We start from the raw sequence: 16,633 nt of genomic DNA on the forward strand, positions 1-16,633 counted from the left end.
CCGGTTGGTGCTTAAGCGGAAAGAGGTAAAAGTGAAACATCGGGCAATAAAAAGCCCCGCATTTCAGCAGGGCTTTTGCTTTTGCAGCCATTTCGGCTTCTCAGGCGATCAGTGCCTGACGGGTGCGATCAATCACGGCCTGCAGCGGTTCGGCGCTGGAGTACTGATCGGGGTACAGACGCTCGCTGTGGCGGGCGATCCCGTGTTCATTGACCACGGTGAAGCTGAAGCAGCCTTTGCGAGCGGCCATGATCAGGCAGTTCATTGGAGCAAAAGCGTTGGTTAGGGTGCGAATGGCATCCTGAGTCTGGATTTGAGTCGACATAGTTATTAGGTGTTCCTACAAATGACACGGATAAGAACCGTGCAACGTTAAAACGTTCCAGTAACGTCAACCACCATTGGTCGAACGAAGAACCCGACTGGAACAAGGCAGCCAGTTCGAGCGCTATAAAAGTTGGCGCGCTTGGGCTGGCAGGTAGGTACTTAGGAGGACAGGCAACATATCAAGGGCAGAGGTTCTGGGCCCTTGGTGAAGATCCTGATCAATTTGCAGGTTGGTTCGGTCAGAGTAAGTGGTCTTCGCAACACTCTTTGCATTCGATTCAAAGACTGTGTCGTCGCAAGATTTACCTGGAAACCATCGAGGGGTCGATCCCGCTTTTTTCAGTGAAGGTCTCTGTAAGAGAAACTTGACCGTGGGGGTGTGTTCGACCGGAATTGACTTTCAGCTTGGTACTAACGCCGCGGATACTAACGGAACGAACCGCAGAAGGCAAATCCGACGATCAAAAAAATCAGAATCCGCTATCCGGGCTCCCCCGCCTGCCCCGATCTGGCTCACTTTACGTCCGTCGGTCGCCACCACCGGAAAGATGTTGATGCTCTGCGCAGCGGCTTATCCCCAGCACGAATGCCAAAACGACCCGAAAAGGCGCATCGATATAACCGCGTAACAGGTACTTGTGCACATTAGTTGCGCAGACTGTAACGGCGCTGTCACAACAATCCTGACCCCGATGGCTGCCTGTATCGAAAGTTTAAGTCAATGAAAAACATCGCTTTTTTTAACTGGTGAAAAAATCGTCAGTTTGACTGCGAGCCCCGTTCCACAAGGCTTTGCGGCGACTGGAGGGCGGTTGTCCACTGAGTTATCCACAGCTTCTGTGGATTGTCCCGAGCGCTTGCTCTAGCACGGGCGTGCCGGGTTTTTTTCGACTTTACCTGTGCGAAAAAAAGAGTAGAGTGGCGCGCCTTCCGATCTGTCCCACAGTGCTTTATGAAGTTTCGTTCAGCTCCAGAATCTGTTACCTCCCAACTCCCTCGTGTTACCGCTCCCAAGCGATTTTCCGTGCGCGTGGCCGAATGGCTGCTGGACAGCCCGCGTCTGGGCGACAGCCGAAATGCCAAGCACCTCGCCGGCCGCCTGCTCAAGCAACCGGCCCGGGAAGGGGTGGTCGCGGCGCAGAGTCGCCTCGGCCAGTTGATGTGCCGCGAGTGCGGCAATGCACGGGATCGCCGGATCGGCCAGGACCTGCTGCGCCAAGCCGCCCGCGCCGGTGACCGACGCGCGCAACAGGAACTCGGCCTGATCGAAGACTGAGCTGTCCAAGACCAGACGCCTTGGTTAACCTTCAGGCTTTATCGGATCGGCGGGAATCACTATGGCGATGGACTTGACCAGCATCCTGCTGGGGCTGGCAGGTGCGGCGGTGCCGTTGCTGGCATTGGCCTGGCAACTGCAACGTCGGGCCAGTCAGAACCAGTCTGAAGTCGCGTTGCTCGAGGAGCGGCTGGCCATGGCGCAAATGGCCCAGGACGGCCTTAATGCACAACTTGAAGCCTGCCGCGATGAAATCGCCGACCTCGGCCAGGCCAACGCTTCCAAACAAGCGGATCTCGCGGCCGTACGCCGGGAAGTCGAGCTGTTGCAGATCGAGCGCGACGACGCCCGTGACGCCGCCCACGCCTGGAATCTCGAGCGCGCCAACAAGGAAGCCGAATTGCGGCGCCTGGACGCCCAGGCGGCTTCGCTGAATGCCGAATTGCGCGAGCAACAGGAAAGCCATCAACAACGCCTGGATGACCTGCAAGGTTCCCGTGACGAGCTGCGCGCACAGTTCGCCGAACTGGCCGGCAAGATCTTCGATGAGCGCGAACAACGCTTTGCCGAAACCAGCCAGCAGCGCCTCGGCCAATTGCTCGACCCTTTGAAAGAGCGCATCCAGTCGTTCGAAAAACGTGTCGAGGAAAGCTACCAGGCCGAAGCCCGCGAGCGTTTTTCGCTGGCCAAGGAACTGGAACGTTTGCAGCAACTGAACCTGCGCCTGAGCGACGAAGCGACCAACCTGACCCGCGCCCTGAAGGGCCAGAAAACCCAGGGCAACTGGGGCGAGCTGATTCTCGAGCGTGTGCTTGAGCATGCCGGGCTGGAGAAGGGCCGGGAGTACCAGACCCAGGTCAATCTCAAGGGCCCGGATGGCGAGCGTTTTCAGCCGGACGTGATCATTTACTTGCCGGGCGACAAGCAGGTAGTGGTGGATTCCAAGGTCAGCCTCACCGCGTATCAGCAATACGTCGCGGCGGACGACGATGCCATCGGCCAGATCGCCATGAAGCAGCACGTGCTGTCCCTGCGCAGCCACGTCAAAGGTCTGGCCGGCAAGGATTACAAGCGACTGGAAGGTTTGCACAGCCTCGATTTCGTCTTGCTGTTCGTGCCCATCGAAGCAGCGTTTTCCGCTGCATTGCAGGCCGAGCCGTCACTGTTTCAGGAAGCTTTTGATCGCAACATCGTGATCGTCAGCCCGACCACGCTGCTGGCAACGCTGCGGGTCATCGACAGCCTGTGGAAGCAGGAGCGTCAGAGCCAGAACGCCCGGGAGATCGCCGAGCGCGCCGGTTGGCTGTATGACAAGTTCGTGTTGTTCATTCAGGATCTGGACGAAGTCGGCAATCGCTTGCAGCAACTGGACAAGGCCTACAGCGCGGCGCGCAACAAGCTGACAGAAGGGCGCGGCAACCTGGTCAGCCGCAGCGAACAGCTCAAGTTGCTCGGCGCACGAGCCAGCAAGAGCCTGCCGGCGGATCTGCTGGAGCGCGCGATGACCGATGCCGACGGCCTGGTCGAGCTGCCTGAATAAGCCGCTCTGCTAGAGCGGCAAATAACGACTCAACAACGCCCGCAACGCCGCCGGTTTCACCGGTTTGGCCAGATAATCCAGCCCCGCTGCATGAACCTGCGCCACCGTTTCCGGATGCCCGTCGGCGCTGATCACCACGCCGGGCACCGGCTCGCCCAGCCTTGTGCGCAACCAGGCCATCAGATCGGTGCCGGTTTCGCCGTGATCGAGGTGATAGTCCACCAGCGCCAATTGTGGCCGCACGCCGTCATCGAGCAGCGCCGCACATTCTTCGCGGTTTCGCGCGGTCCAGACCTGACAGCCCCAGCGCGTGAGCAGGCTGTTCATGCCGATCAGAATGCTGTCTTCATTGTCGATGCACAGCACCTGCGCGCCGCTGTGCAGTTTGCCATTGATTTCCACCGTTGCTGGCGCCTGCACGGTCTGCGCTTTGGCCAACGGCACGCGGACACTGAACACGCTGCCGCGCCCCGGCCATGAACGCACGCGCAAGGTGTGGCCGAGCACGCGGCACAGACCGTCGGCTATCGCCAGACCCAGGCCGAGACCTTTTTCGGCGCGGGTCTGGTGGCTGTCGAGGCGTTTGAATTCCTCGAAGATCACTTGCTGTTTGTCCTCCGGAATCCCCGGCCCGCGATCCCACACTTCCAGACAGATTTCGCCTTTGCGCCGACGCACGCCCAGCAGCACCGGGCCTTTTGCGTAGCGGAAAGCGTTGGTGAGGAAGTTCTGCAGAATCCGCCGCAGCAACTTGATGTCGCTGTCGATGCGCAACTGGCTGCCGCGTACCCGGAAGCTCAGGCCCTGTTCCTGAGCCAATGCCTTGAACTCCGCGCCGAGAATATCGAACAGCTCATTGACCGCGAACGGCTTGCGATCCGGGTTGATCTTGCCGTTTTCCAGGCGGGAAATGTCCAGCAGGTCGCTGATCAGGTCTTCGGCCGAACGCAGCGAACTGTCCAGATGCTGCACCAGTTTCTGCGCCTCGGCGCTCAGGCCGTCTTCCTGATGGGAGAGGGCGGCGGAGAACAGCCGTGCGGCGTTCAAGGGCTGCATCAGGTCGTGACTGACGGCGGCGAGAAAGCGGGTCTTGGACTGGTTGGCCGCCTCGGCATTGCCCTTGGCTTCGGTCAACGCGACGTTGAGTTGCGACAGTTCCTGGGTCCGTTCGCTGACCCGTTGCTCCAGCCCTTCGTTGGCCTCGGTCAGCGCCTGCTCGGCTTCGCGGAACGCGGTGATGTCGGTGAAACTCATGACGAAACCGCCGCCAGGCATCGGGTTGCCGATCAGCTCGATCACCCGGCCATTGGGGAACAGTCGCTCGGAGGTGTGGGCGCGGCCCTGACGCATCCAGTGCAGACGACGGGCGACGTGAACTTCCGCTTCACCGGGGCCGCACAAACCACGCTCGGCGTTATGGCGAATGATGTCGGCAATCGGTCGGCCAACGCTGATCAAACCGTCCGGATAGTTGAACAGTTCGAGATAGCGGCGGTTCCAGGCCACCAGTCTCAGCGACTGGTCGACCACGCTGATGCCCTGGGTAATGTTCTCGATCGCGCCTTGCAGCAGCGCGCGGTTGAACTGCAGCACTTCCGAGGCTTCGTCGGCGATCCGCACGACGTCCTCCAGCTGCATTTCTCGACCTTCGATGGCGGCTTTCACGACCGCTCGCGTTGACGAAGCGCCAAGGACACCGGCCAGCAAACGCTCGGTGTGGGCGATCCATTCGCCGTCGGCGTTCTGGTTCGGGTTGAAGCCTTTGCCCTGGCGGTAGGCGAAGCGGATGAAGCTCTGCCGCGCGCGTTCTTCGCCGACAAAGCGTGCCGCCAATTGCAGCAAATCGTCGATCTGCACCGCCAGCATCGAGCGTGCATTCGGCCGGGCGCTGATTTCCTGGCCGATAAAACGCCCGGCCTGCCAGTGCTCCGACACGCGGGTGCGCGACAGCACCGAGACCCAGGCGAACAGGGTGAAGTTGCCTGCCAGCGACAGCACCACGCCTTGGGTCAGCGGGGTGATCGGCAGGTTCAACGGGTTGCTGTGCAGCCAGGCGAGTCCGGGGAAACTGTCCAGCGACCAACCGAGGCTGCGCGCAGCGATCGGCAGGATCAAGGTGTAGAACCACAGGAACGTACCGGCGGCGAGACCGGCGAATACACCACGCCGGTTGGCCTGTTTCCAGTACAGCGCGCCGAGCATCGCCGGGGCCAGTTGGGTCACGGCGGCGAAGGCGATCTGGCCGATGGTCGCCAGGCTCGCGGTCGAGCCGAGCAAACGGTAGCTGACGTAGGCCAGCAACAGAATCAGCACGATGCTGACGCGGCGCACCGAGAGCATCCACTGACGGAACACTTCGAACGGCCGCTCGGCATTGTTGCGGCGCAGCAGCCATGGCAACAGCATGTCGTTGGAGACCATGGTCGACAGCGCCACACTCGCCACGATCACCATGCCGGTGGCTGCCGACGCACCGCCGATGAACGCCAGCATCGCCAGCGCCGGATGGGCCTGGGCCAATGGCAGGCTGATGACGAAAGAGTCGGGGATGACCGAGCTGGGCAGCAGCATCTGACCGGCCAGGGCGATCGGGACTACAAACAGCGCGGCCAGTGCGAGGTAGGCGGGGAACACCCATTTGGCCAGGCGCAGATCCTGCGGGTCGATGTTCTCGACCACCGTCACGTGGAACTGCCGGGGCAGGCAGATGATCGCCATCATCGCCACGCCGGTCTGTACCACCATCGACGGCCAGTTGATGGTTTCTTTCCAGTATTCCTCCAGGCGCGGGGCGAGCATCGCCTGATTGAACAGGTCGTCGAAGCCGTCATACAGGCCATAAGTGACGAAGGCGCCGACGGCGAGGAAGGCGAACAGCTTGACCAGCGATTCAAAGGCAATCGCCAGCACCATGCCGCGGTGGTGCTCGGTGGCATCGAGGTTGCGCGTACCGAAGACGATGGTGAACAGCGCGAGCACCAGCGACACGATCAGCGCGGTGTCCTGGGCGCGGGTGCCCATGGCGTCGGCGCCGGCACCGATCAGCAGGTTCACGCCGAGGACGATGCCTTTGAGCTGCAAGGCGATATAAGGCAGAACGCCGACCAGACAGATCAGCGCAACCACCACCGCCAACGACTGGGACTTGCCGTAACGGGCGGCAATGAAGTCGGCGATGGAGGTGATGTTCTCCTGCTTGCTGATCATCACCATTTTCTGCAGCACCCACGGCGCACCGAGCAGCAGCAGGATCGGCCCGAGGTAGATCGGCAGGAACGACCACAGTTGTTCGGCAGCCTGACCGACCGCGCCAAAGAACGTCCAACTGGTGCAGTAGACCGCCAGCGACAGGCTGTACACCCAGGCACGCACCCGTGGCGGCAGCGGTGTGCTGCGACGGTCGCCGTAGAAGGCGATGGCGAACATGACGGCCATATAGGCCAGGGCGACGGCGGCGATCAGCCCGGTGGACAACGACATGGAACACTCCCGACAGAAAACGACCGGACTCGCGCCCGGTCAGACAGTCTCGCACGGGCGCGGCGGTTAGTCAGTGTCGACCAAGGTCGTGGCGCGGCGGGGTGTCGCAGGAACAGAACCGGCCGGTTCTGCGGTCAGTCCGGTTTCAGCGCGATGTCGATCAAGCGGTGCAGTTCTTCGACTTCCAGCGGCGCTGCCGAAAACAGAATGCGGAACACCACCGGGGACACCACCAGATTGATCAGCCGATCCACGCTCGGCGCCGGTTCCTTGGGGTGGCGCTCGATGATGGTTTGCAACTGCGCGCCGATGATCGCCACGCAATAGCCCGGCGTCGCACTCGCCTGCACGTCGCGCATCATGTTGCGCCCGGGTTCCGAACTCATTTCGTCGAGGTATTGTTCTGCCCACGCGCGGATGTCGCTACGCAGGCTGCCGGTTTCAGCCGGCTCACTATCAGGGCGCATGCGGGCGAGGGCGACATCAGCCAGCAACGCCGCCAGATCTCCCCAGCGCCGATAAATGGTTGATGGCGTTACCCCGGCGCGCGCCGCGATTTGCGGGACGGTCACCGTTGAGCGCTCCTGTTCTTGCAGAAGCGCGCGGACTGCCGAGTGAATCGACTCCTGCACCCGGGCGCTGCGACCGCCGGGGCGTAAACCTTCTTTAATAGCCATGCGGCAGACCTTAACACAAAGAATTTGCTTTAAGCGCAAGCCAAGAGCACACTCCGCAAAAGCAAAAAATTAGCTTTTGCGGAGTGTGCCCATGACCAGCCTTGCTTCCAACCGTTCCAGCCTGTGGTTTCTGGCGATCACCTTACTGAGTTTTCTCGCCGCTTCCACTGCGCCGACGCCGTTGTATCACCTGTATCAGGATCAGCTGCATTTTTCGGCAGCGGTGCTGACCCTGATTTTCGGCGTCTATGCCCTCAGTCTGCTGGCCGCGTTGCTGACGGTCGGTTCGCTGTCGGATCACCTGGGACGCAAACCGGTGATCTTCACCGCCGTGACGCTCAATGCGCTGTCGATGTTGCTGTTTATCTACGCCGACAGCGTGGGCTGGCTGATCGGCGCGCGGGTGCTGCAAGGTTTCGCCACCGGCATGGCCACCGCCGTGTTGAGCGCGACGCTGCTGGACACTGATCGCCAGCAGGGGCCGCTGATCAACAGCGTTGCGCCGTTACTGGGCATGGCATTGGGTGGCATGGGCTGTGGCTTGCTGGCCGAGTTCGCCCCGGCGCCGTTGCAGTTGACCTATTGGTTGCTGCTCGCGCTGTTTGTGTTGCAAGGCATCTATGTGTGGCGCCTGCCGGAAAGTGTCTCGCCGCAGGCCGGGGCGTGGGCCTCGTTGCGGCCGACCCTGCATGTGCCGGTGCAGGCGCGTTCGACGCTTTGGCGGGTACTGCCGCTGAATACCGCGACCTGGGCGCTCGGCGGTTTTTATGCCTCGCTGGCACCGTCGCTGGTGCGCACGGCCACTGGCTCCACCTCCAACCTGATCGGCGGCGCGACCGTGGCGGCGTTGACCGTGACCGGTGCGTTGATGATCTTCACGTTGCGCAATCGTCCCGCCTCCCGGGCGCTGCAACTCGGGGCGAGCCTGCTGCCGGCCGGCATCGTGCTGATTCTGTTGGGCGTGCACAGCGCCAGTCTGTCGCTGTTCTTCTTCGGCACGCTGGTGGCCGGGTGTGGCTTTGGCTCCGGTTTTCTCGGAGCGGTGCGCAGTCTGGTGCCGTTGGCATTGCCTCATGAGCGCGCCGGGTTGATGTCGGCGTTTTATGTGCTGAGTTACCTGGCGTTCTGCCTGCCGGCGTTACTGGCCGGACATTTCACCCACAGCGTGGGCCTGCTGGCCACCACTGATGTGTATGGCGCGGTACTGATCGTGCTGGCGGTCGGTGCACTGCTGATGAGTTTTCGGGCGCAAGCGGCGAAGACCTGCAGCGCTCCATAACATCTCTGGATTCGGTTAGCCTTGGCCAGCCAACTCTTCTCACGGATCGACGCATGAAGATTATCCGCAGCAAGTCCTTCACCGCCGAGCGTGCCTGGGGCGCGCTCGACATCGCCAACATGAACGGCATCACCACGCGTCTGCACTGGACCGATCAGCCTTACAAATGGCATGTCAATGACGGTGAAGAAGTGTTCGTGGTGCTCGACGGCCAAGTGCTCATGCACTATCGCGAAGAAGGTGAGGAGAAGCAGGTCTTGCTCGACGTTGGCGACATCTTCTACGCGTCCATCGGCACGGAGCATGTTGCTCATCCGCAAGGCGCGGCGCGGATTCTGGTGATCGAAACCGAAGGCAGTGTCTGACTGGATATCGACAAAATAGATAACAGTTAGAGATATTACCCGTTATATAGATATTCGATTCGGTTCTACCATGATCTCAACCTCACCTGAGGACAGGAGTTCATGATGATTTGCCCCAACAGCGTCAAATCCGGCATCAAGCCATTCAGCCAGCTTCAGCACCCGCGTGAAGTGATCCGTCAATTCACCCCGAACTGGTTCGCCGCGACCATGGGCACCGGCGTGCTGGCCTTGGCGCTGGCGCAATTGCCGGTGTCCATTCCCGGCCTGCGCGCGGTGGCCGAAGGGCTGTGGATGTTCAACATTCTGTTGTTCGTGCTCTTTACCGCTGCGTATGCCGCGCGCTGGATTTTGTTCTTCGACGAAGCGCGGCGGATCTTCGGCCACTCCACGGTTTCGATGTTCTTCGGCACCATTCCCATGGGCCTGGCGACCATCATCAACGGCTTTCTGCTGTTCGGTCTGCCGCGCTGGGGCGATGGGGTCATTCAACTGGCCGAAGTGTTGTGGTGGCTGGACGTGGCGATGTCGCTGGCCTGCGGCGTTCTGATTCCCTACATGATGTTTACCCGTCAGGAACACAGCATCGATCAGATGACCGCCGTCTGGCTGCTGCCGGTGGTGGCCGCGGAAGTGGCGGCGGCCAGCGGTGGACTGCTCGTGCCGCATCTCGCCGATGCCCATTCGCAACTGGTGGTGCTGGTGACCAGCTACGTGCTCTGGGCGTTTTCCCTGCCGGTGGCGTTCAGCATCCTGACCATCCTGTTGTTGCGCATGGCCTTGCACAAATTGCCCCACGAAAACATGGCGGCATCGAGCTGGCTGGCCCTGGGGCCAATCGGCACCGGCGCCCTGGGCATGTTGCTGTTGGGTGGCGACGCCCCGGCGATCTTCGCGGCTAACGGTCTGCCGGGTATCGGCGAAATGGCGTCGGGCCTGGGCCTGGTCGCCGGGATCACGCTGTGGGGCTTCGGTCTGTGGTGGATGCTGATGGCGCTGCTGATCACCGTGCGTTACCTGCGTGATGGCATCCCGTTCAACCTTGGCTGGTGGGGATTCACCTTCCCGTTGGGCGTTTATTCGCTGGCAACCCTGAAACTGGGCAGCACGTTGCACCTGACGTTCTTCAGCGTGGCCGGTTGTGTGCTGGTGACGTTGCTGGCGGTGATGTGGCTGATCGTCGGTAAACGCACGCTGCAAGGTGCGTGGCGCGGCGAGCTGTTTGTTTCACCGTGCATTGCAGGTTTGAAGAAATAACCTGCAAAGATTAGGTAATGTGTGGCCTGGATCGCGGTTCGAGATTCTTATAAGCGTAGCCAGGCCACTCGCTACCTTCTCTTTCCAAAAACAACAGGGTCACACGGAAGATGAGTCACCCCTCACAGTTCAACCTGCTGCGTACCCGGCGCTTCCTGCCGTTCTTCATCACTCAGTCGCTGGGCGCGTTCAATGACAACGTGTTCAAGCAGTCGCTGATCCTCGCCATTCTCTATCGGCTGACCATCGAGGGTGATCGCTCGATCTGGGTCAACCTGTGTGCGCTGCTGTTTATTCTGCCGTTCTTTCTGTTCTCGGCGCTGGCCGGGCAGTTCGGGGAAAAATTCGCCAAGGACGCGTTGATCCGTCTGATCAAACTGGCAGAAATTGCCATCATGGCCGTGGGATCCATCGGCTTTCTGTTCGATCACCTGTCGCTGATGCTGGTGGCGCTGTTCGCCATGGGCACGCACTCGGCGCTGTTCGGGCCGGTGAAATATTCGATCCTGCCGCAGGCTTTGCGCGACGATGAACTGGTCGGCGGCAACGGGCTGGTGGAGATGGGCACGTTTCTGGCCATTCTGGCCGGGACCATCGGCGCCGGGGTGATGATGTCGTCGGCCAATTACGCGCCGGTGGTGTCCGCCGCGATTGTCGGTATCGCCGTACTGGGTTATCTGGCCAGTCGCAGCATTCCTCGCGCGGCGGCGGCGACCCCGGAAATGCGCCTGAACTGGAACATCTTCAGTCAGTCGTGGGCGACCTTGAAACTCGGCCTGGGGCAGACGCCTGCGGTGTCGCGCTCGATCGTCGGCAACTCGTGGTTCTGGTTCGTCGGGGCGATTTATCTGACGCAGATCCCGGCTTATGCCAAGGAATGGATGCACGGTGACGAAACCGTGGTCACCCTGATTCTGACGGTGTTTTCGGTCGGTATCGCGCTGGGTTCGATGCTGTGCGAGAAGCTGTCCGGACGCAAAGTCGAGATTGGCCTGGTGCCGTTTGGCTCGTTCGGCCTGACGGTTTTCGGGTTGTTGCTGTGGTGGCATTCCGGTGGAATTCCAGAAAGCGCCGCCGGCCACAGTTGGACTGAAGTACTGGGCTTCGGCCATGCCTGGGCGGTGTTGGTCGATGTGCTGGGCCTCGGGATCTTTGGCGGTTTCTACATCGTGCCGCTGTACGCATTGATCCAGTCGCGCACCGCCGAGAACGAACGGGCCAGGGTGATCGCGGCCAACAATATTCTCAACGCGCTGTTCATGGTGATTTCGGCGATTGTCACCATCGTGTTGCTGAGCGTGGTCAAACTGTCGATTCCGCAGCTGTTCCTGGTGGTGTCGCTGCTGAACATCGGCGTCAACGCCTACATCTTCAAGATCGTCCCCGAGTTCAGCATGCGTTTCATGATCTGGCTGCTCAGCCATTCGATGTACCGCGTCGAGCATCGCAACCTTGACGCGATTCCGGATGAAGGCGCGGCGTTGCTGGTGTGCAACCACGTGTCGTTCGTCGATGCCTTGCTGATCGGCGGCGCGGTGCGTCGGCCGATTCGCTTTGTCATGTACTACAAGATCTACAACCTGCCGGTGCTGAACTTCATCTTCCGCACGGCGGGGACGATTCCTATCGCCGGACGCCAGGAAGACATTCAGATCTACGAAAAGGCCTTCACCCGGATTGCCCAGTACCTGAAGGACGGTGAACTGGTTTGCATCTTTCCGGAAGGCAAATTGACCGCCGATGGCGAGATCAACGAGTTCAAGGGCGGGCTGACGCGGATTCTCGAAGAGACGCCGGTGCCGGTGATTCCGCTGGCGTTGCAGGGGTTGTGGGGCAGTTTCTTCAGCCGCGATCCGAACAAGGGAGTGTTCCGGCGCTTGTGGTCGCGGGTGACGCTGGTGGCGGGTTCGCCGGTAGCCGTTGAAGCAGCGCAACCGGCGGAACTGCAGGCGTTGGTCGGGGAATTGCGCGGGACTGTCAGATAATCATTGGCTGTGCTGGCCTCATCGCGGGCAAGCCCGTGATGAGGCCAGTGGCTTAAGCGCTGACCTTGAGCCCGATCAATCCGGTGACGATCAACGCGACACTGGCCAGGCGTATCAACGCCATCGATTCGCCAAACAGGATGATCCCGGCAATCACCGTGCCCACGGCACCGACGCCAGTCCAGATCGCATAAGCCGTGCCCAGCGGCAATTCCTTCATCGCCAGACCCAGCAGGCCAAGGCTGATCGCCATGGCGGCGACGGTGAGAGCGGTGGGCAGCGGACGGCTGAAGCCGTCGGTATATTTCAGGCCGACGGCCCAGCCGACTTCGAACAGGCCGGCGAAAAACAGAATGATCCAGGACATGGAAGACCTCCATCGATTGACGGGGCCGTCCCCAGATTGAAAACTCGATTGAGCCGCAGGGTCGTCCCCGCGTGGCGCACATACTACCTAAAAATGTGCGCCGCACCGCGATCCGGAATCAGTCGGCCGTCTGTTGTGCCAACGTCTCACGGTCTTCTTTTTCGCTCATCCGCCGGAACCAGGTCGACAGCAGCGCCCCGGAAATGTTGTGCCACACACTGAACAATGCACTTGGCACCGCCGCCAGTGGCGAAAAGTGCGCACTGGCCAGCGCAGCACCCAGCCCCGAGTTCTGCATGCCGACTTCCAGCGCCAGGGACTTGCGCTGCGGCAGCGGCAGGCCGAACAGGCGTCCGGTGAAATACCCCAGCAAATAGCCGAAGCTGTTGTGCAACATCACCACGGCCATGATCAGCAGACCGGATTCGGCAATTTTCGCCTGGCTGGCGGCAACTACGGCGGCAACGATGATCACGATGCTGACCACCGACACCAGCGGCAACACTTCCACCGCGTGGCGCACCTTGTCACCAAGCACACGTTGCGCGACCACGCCGAGGATGATCGGCAGCAGGACCACTTGCAGGATCGACCAGAACAATTCCATGAACGAAACCGGCAACCAGGCCGAGGCCAACAGCCAGATCAGCGCGGGCGTCAGCAGCGGAGCGAGGAGGGTGGTGACGGCGGCGATGGCCACCGACAGCGCCAGGTCGCCACGGGCCAGCCAGGTCATGACGTTCGAGGAGGTGCCACTCGGGCAGCAACCGACCAGAATCACGCCGACGGCGATTTCCGGCGGCAGATGAAAGATCTGGCACAGCAACCAGGCCATCCCCGGCATGATCACGAAATGCGCGACCACGCCCAGTGCCACACGCCACGGATGGCGGGCGACGGCGGCGAAGTCGTCGAGCTTGAGGGTCAGGCCCATGCCGAACATCACCAGCCCGAGCAACGGCACGATCGCGCCTTTGAGGCCGAGGAACCAGGCCGGTTGCAAGAACGCGATCACCGCGAAAATCAGAACCCAGTAAGCGAAGGTGTTGCCAACAAAACGACTCAGTGCAGCCAGTGCGCGCATGGCCTGTTCCTTATTATGTGAAAACGCCACCGAAGCGGTGGCGTTTGAAGATAACCCAAAGACTGCGCAGAGGCTTAGATGCCCTGCGGAGTCTCTTCGCCGCCCAGCGCTTCAACCAGCGCCGGCAGGAAGTCGCCGAACGTCAGCATCATCAGGGTGAAGCTGGCGTCCAGTTGGCCCAGGGCTTCGTCGCCGCCGTCCTGTTCCGCCTGATCCTGCAACAGATCTTCGAATTTCAGGCGCTTGACGGTCATCTTGTCGTCGAGCATGAACGACAGTTTGTCCTGCCATGCCAGCGACAGTTGAGTCACCACCTTGCCGGTGCTCAGGTGCAGCTGGATTTCTTCGCTGGTCAGGTCCTGACGCTTGCAACGCACGATGCCGCCGTCTTCGTGGGTGTCGCGCAGTTCGCACTCGTCCAGGACGAAGAAGTCCGGGGCGGCTTGCTGGGTGGTGACCCATTCGGTCATCACGGCGGTCGGCGCGGTTTTGACTGTCAGCGGACGAACCGGCAGGGTGCCGATCACTTCACGCAGGGTGGAGAGCAGGTCTTCGGCGCGTTTCGGGCTGGCCGAGTTGACCAGGATCAGGCCCTGTTTCGGCGCGATGGCGGCGAAGGTCGACGAGCGGCGGATAAACGCGCGCGGCAGGAACGCCTGGATGATTTCATCCTTGATCTGATCGCGTTCCTTCTTATAGACCTTGCGCATCTGCTCGGCTTCGATCTCTTCGACCTTTTCCTTGACCGCATCGCGCACGACGCTGCCCGGCAGAATGCGTTCTTCTTTACGGGCGGAGATCAGCAGGAAATCACCGCTGACATGCACCAGTGGAGCATCTTCGCCCTTGCCGAACGGCGCGACGAAACCGTAGGTGGTCAACTCCTGGCTTGCACATGGACGCGCCAGTTTGGTGGCCAGTGCAGTTTCCAGCGCCTCGGCATCGACAGGCAGGTCTTGGGTCAGGCGATAGATAAGCAGGTTCTTGAACCACATGGGGTGAGTCTCTCCTTTATACAAAGGGGGGCATTATTGTCTTCGCCGGGTCATAGGCCAACCCTTCTCTAAGCCTTTGGAAGGGCTGAGAAAATTATTTAAAAAAGTGCTTGCCAGAGGTTGGGTCGCTCCGTAGAATGCGCGCCACACCGAAGCGAAGGGTGATTAGCTCAGCTGGGAGAGCGTCTGCCTTACAAGCAGAATGTCGGCGGTTCGATCCCGTCATCACCCACCATTCGTTTCAAGTGTTTAGCGCAGCGGTAGTTCAGTCGGTTAGAATACCGGCCTGTCACGCCGGGGGTCGCGGGTTCGAGTCCCGTCCGCTGCGCCATATTCGGTAACCTGGAACACTGAACGCCAGGTCACCACGGAAAAACCCGCCAAGGCGGGTTTTTTTCTGCCTCGAGTTGTATATGCGGGATGTATCGTTTCACCGGTTTTCGGATTTTTTTGAAAAAAAACTTCAATTAAATCAACACTTTACGAAAACTTGTGGCATAATGCGCCCCGTAACGAAGCGAAGGGTGATTAGCTCAGCTGGGAGAGCGTCTGCCTTACAAGCAGAATGTCGGCGGTTCGATCCCGTCATCACCCACCATTCGTTTCAAGCGTTTCGCGCAGCGGTAGTTCAGTCGGTTAGAATACCGGCCTGTCACGCCGGGGGTCGCGGGTTCGAGTCCCGTCCGCTGCGCCATATTCGGTTATCTGGAACACTGAACGCCAGATCACCACAGAAAGCCCGCCTGGTGCGGGCTTTTTGCTGTCCGGGATTTGGCTTTGCCGGGCCTGAACATGAGAAAGCGACCTTTGCCGGTCGCTTTTTTCGTTTCTGACGCTGCTATTGCGCCGAGTTGCGGCTGTGGCGGTAATCACTCACCGCTTCATACACCGCTTTGCGCAGGCGGTTGATCCCGCCAATCGGGCGATGAGCGTCGATGCCGAACCAGGGATTGAACGACAGGTTGTCGCATTGCAGGTTCAACGCCGGGGTGTCGAAGTCCTGCGGGGGCAGGGTGATCCTCGCCACTGTCTGGAATGGGCTGTCCTGCTCGCGCCATTCGATGCTGGTGTCTTCGATCGGCATGTACTTGTTCGCGTCCTGGCGCTGGATCTGCAACACGAAACACGCCGGTATCCGGTCGGTCGACAGCTGTTGATTCAACGCGGTGCGCAGGAAGTTCGGCAGATCCCGGTTCTGTTTCGGCAAGGTATATGCGGGGCAGCGCTCGGGATCCGGCATCACCCGGAACTTGGCATTGGCCTCGCCGAACTTGTAGGGCGAGACCGAAAAGTAGGTCGTACGTGTCGGGCTCTCTGGTGGTGGCGAAAGGGTCGCCAGCGCAATGAACAGGTGCCGAATTTGCCAATGGCGCGGATCCCACCCCGGAAAAAACGCCATGACCTTCTTGCCGTCAGCCTGCGCCGCCACATTCTGACGGTACTCGGCGACATCGCTGACAAAGAAGTTCGGGTGACTGAACATCACAAAGTCCTGCTCATTCAGACCCTGACGGTCACCCAGCAACTGCTTGCCCGGCACATCGAGCAGTTTGAGCGCCATGCCCCGGGCATCGCGGATGCTGTCGAATTGCGGATAAGCGTTGCCGTTGGACAGGCGCATCGTCGCTTTCCACAGCTTGCCCGGTTCGCTGAAGACGCCCTGGCGCAACTCTTGCGCCAGATCCGGCAATACCTGCACGTCGGCTTTAACGCAGCCATGGGCCTTGGCATGGGCGTCGCGCAGGTAGCGGGTGCTTTCGCGGTGCTGGTCGACGATGCGCACGGCGGTCTGAATCACGTCCTGGGTCATGGCGGCTTCGCCATCTGGAATCTGCTCCAGCGCCGATACCGGGCCCCGGTGCTGCCATGCGAACCAGGCGGTCGCCAGGGCCCAGCCGATCAGGCCGATCACCAGCAGGAGCAGCAAGGTTTTGCCCAGTATCCGTCCCAGCCAGAGCCAGAAACGCGCGAGCAGCGAAGGTCTTTTGAAGGAATTGAAGA

The 16,633-nt window shown here is 60.7% G+C and carries 13 protein-coding genes and 4 tRNA genes; 10 read left to right on the forward strand and 7 right to left on the reverse strand.

The genetic code is table 11. The annotated features are described in order from the left end of the window. Positions 1-100 precede the first annotated feature (100 nt). The gene (locus tag PDR5_RS08415; RefSeq protein WP_007950419.1) at positions 101-325 is read right to left on the reverse strand and encodes a hypothetical protein; all 225 of its coding nucleotides are present in this window, start codon (positions 323-325) and stop codon (positions 101-103) included. A 954-nt stretch (positions 326-1,279) separates the two neighbouring features. On the opposite strand from PDR5_RS08415, the gene PDR5_RS08420 reads away from it, so the two are divergent. Further along, positions 1,280-1,603: a hypothetical protein gene (locus tag PDR5_RS08420; protein ID WP_082934370.1), complete on the forward strand. Its 324-nt coding sequence runs from the start codon at positions 1,280-1,282 to the stop codon at positions 1,601-1,603. Between the two features lie 175 nt (positions 1,604-1,778). Further along, complete coding sequence (rmuC, locus tag PDR5_RS08425) at positions 1,779-3,143, forward strand: DNA recombination protein RmuC (protein WP_172829518.1); 1,365 nt, start codon at positions 1,779-1,781, stop codon at positions 3,141-3,143. 9 nt (positions 3,144-3,152) lie between these two features. Here rmuC and PDR5_RS08430 read toward each other — a convergent pair whose 3' ends face one another. Together PDR5_RS08430 and PDR5_RS08435 are read right to left on the reverse strand one after the other, a co-directional pair. Next, positions 3,153-6,623 (reverse strand): hybrid sensor histidine kinase/response regulator, encoded by a 3,471-nt coding sequence (locus tag PDR5_RS08430; RefSeq protein WP_064594540.1) that lies wholly within the window; start codon positions 6,621-6,623, stop codon positions 3,153-3,155. 134 nt (positions 6,624-6,757) lie between these two features. Continuing rightward, entirely contained in the window at positions 6,758-7,300 is a 543-nt protein-coding gene (locus PDR5_RS08435) for a TetR/AcrR family transcriptional regulator (RefSeq protein ID WP_064594542.1), read from the reverse strand. A 91-nt stretch (positions 7,301-7,391) separates the two neighbouring features. Between PDR5_RS08435 and PDR5_RS08440 the strand changes: the two genes are divergently transcribed. The 4 genes from PDR5_RS08440 to PDR5_RS08455 all read left to right on the forward strand — a co-directional run bounded on the left by PDR5_RS08440 (position 7,392) and on the right by PDR5_RS08455 (position 12,186). Continuing rightward, positions 7,392-8,579, forward strand: coding sequence for an MFS transporter (locus PDR5_RS08440; RefSeq protein ID WP_064594544.1), 1,188 nt, complete (start codon positions 7,392-7,394; stop codon positions 8,577-8,579). 53 nt (positions 8,580-8,632) lie between these two features. Beyond that, complete coding sequence (locus PDR5_RS08445) at positions 8,633-8,944, forward strand: cupin domain-containing protein (RefSeq protein ID WP_064594545.1); 312 nt, start codon at positions 8,633-8,635, stop codon at positions 8,942-8,944. Between the two features lie 105 nt (positions 8,945-9,049). Then, positions 9,050-10,201, forward strand: coding sequence for a TDT family transporter (locus PDR5_RS08450; protein WP_064594546.1), 1,152 nt, complete (start codon positions 9,050-9,052; stop codon positions 10,199-10,201). Positions 10,202-10,311: 110 nt separating this feature from the next. After that, positions 10,312-12,186, forward strand: a complete 1,875-nt coding sequence (locus PDR5_RS08455; protein ID WP_064594548.1) for an MFS transporter — start codon at positions 10,312-10,314, stop codon at positions 12,184-12,186. A 52-nt stretch (positions 12,187-12,238) separates the two neighbouring features. Here the strand turns inward: PDR5_RS08455 and sugE are convergent, their stop codons facing one another. The 3 genes from sugE to rdgC form a co-directional block, all read right to left on the reverse strand. Next, positions 12,239-12,553: a quaternary ammonium compound efflux SMR transporter SugE gene (sugE, locus tag PDR5_RS08460; protein ID WP_064594550.1), complete on the reverse strand. Its 315-nt coding sequence runs from the start codon at positions 12,551-12,553 to the stop codon at positions 12,239-12,241. A 118-nt stretch (positions 12,554-12,671) separates the two neighbouring features. After that, a complete protein-coding gene (locus tag PDR5_RS08465) occupies positions 12,672-13,637 on the reverse strand; it encodes a bile acid:sodium symporter family protein (RefSeq protein ID WP_039769848.1) in 966 nt (321 codons plus the stop codon). A 74-nt stretch (positions 13,638-13,711) separates the two neighbouring features. Further along, a complete protein-coding gene (rdgC, locus tag PDR5_RS08470; protein ID WP_007950430.1) occupies positions 13,712-14,632 on the reverse strand; it encodes a recombination-associated protein RdgC in 921 nt (306 codons plus the stop codon). 159 nt (positions 14,633-14,791) lie between these two features. Here rdgC and PDR5_RS08475 point away from each other — a divergent pair. From PDR5_RS08475 to PDR5_RS08490, 4 genes are all read left to right on the forward strand, one after another. Continuing rightward, positions 14,792-14,867 (forward strand) — tRNA-Val (locus PDR5_RS08475). Between the two features lie 19 nt (positions 14,868-14,886). Continuing rightward, positions 14,887-14,963, forward strand: a tRNA-Asp gene (locus tag PDR5_RS08480). Positions 14,964-15,154: 191 nt separating this feature from the next. Beyond that, positions 15,155-15,230: transfer RNA gene (locus tag PDR5_RS08485), tRNA-Val, on the forward strand. A 19-nt stretch (positions 15,231-15,249) separates the two neighbouring features. Further along, positions 15,250-15,326 (forward strand) — tRNA-Asp (locus PDR5_RS08490). Between the two features lie 144 nt (positions 15,327-15,470). Here PDR5_RS08490 and PDR5_RS08495 read toward each other — a convergent pair. Continuing rightward, positions 15,471-16,607, reverse strand: coding sequence for a catalase family protein (locus PDR5_RS08495; RefSeq protein WP_172829519.1), 1,137 nt, complete (start codon positions 16,605-16,607; stop codon positions 15,471-15,473). Positions 16,608-16,633: the final 26 nt, after the last annotated feature.

The sequence above is a fragment of the Pseudomonas sp. DR 5-09 genome (assembly GCF_001655595.1).
GTDB lineage: Bacteria > Pseudomonadota > Gammaproteobacteria > Pseudomonadales > Pseudomonadaceae > Aquipseudomonas > Aquipseudomonas pharyngis.

Coding starts and splice junctions, on each gene's coding strand:
- PDR5_RS08435 (WP_064594542.1), bottom strand. CDS start 7,300: ATGGCTATTAAAGAAGGTTTACGCCCCGGCGGTCGCAGCGCCCGGGTG.
- rdgC (WP_007950430.1), bottom strand. CDS start 14,632: ATGTGGTTCAAGAACCTGCTTATCTATCGCCTGACCCAAGACCTGCCT.
- PDR5_RS08415 (WP_007950419.1), bottom strand. CDS start 325: ATGTCGACTCAAATCCAGACTCAGGATGCCATTCGCACCCTAACCAAC.
- PDR5_RS08455 (WP_064594548.1), top strand. CDS start 10,312: ATGAGTCACCCCTCACAGTTCAACCTGCTGCGTACCCGGCGCTTCCTG.
- PDR5_RS08420 (WP_082934370.1), top strand. CDS start 1,280: ATGAAGTTTCGTTCAGCTCCAGAATCTGTTACCTCCCAACTCCCTCGT.
- PDR5_RS08465 (WP_039769848.1), bottom strand. CDS start 13,637: ATGCGCGCACTGGCTGCACTGAGTCGTTTTGTTGGCAACACCTTCGCT.
- PDR5_RS08440 (WP_064594544.1), top strand. CDS start 7,392: ATGACCAGCCTTGCTTCCAACCGTTCCAGCCTGTGGTTTCTGGCGATC.
- PDR5_RS08430 (WP_064594540.1), bottom strand. CDS start 6,623: ATGTCGTTGTCCACCGGGCTGATCGCCGCCGTCGCCCTGGCCTATATG.
- PDR5_RS08450 (WP_064594546.1), top strand. CDS start 9,050: ATGATTTGCCCCAACAGCGTCAAATCCGGCATCAAGCCATTCAGCCAG.
- sugE (WP_064594550.1), bottom strand. CDS start 12,553: ATGTCCTGGATCATTCTGTTTTTCGCCGGCCTGTTCGAAGTCGGCTGG.
- PDR5_RS08445 (WP_064594545.1), top strand. CDS start 8,633: ATGAAGATTATCCGCAGCAAGTCCTTCACCGCCGAGCGTGCCTGGGGC.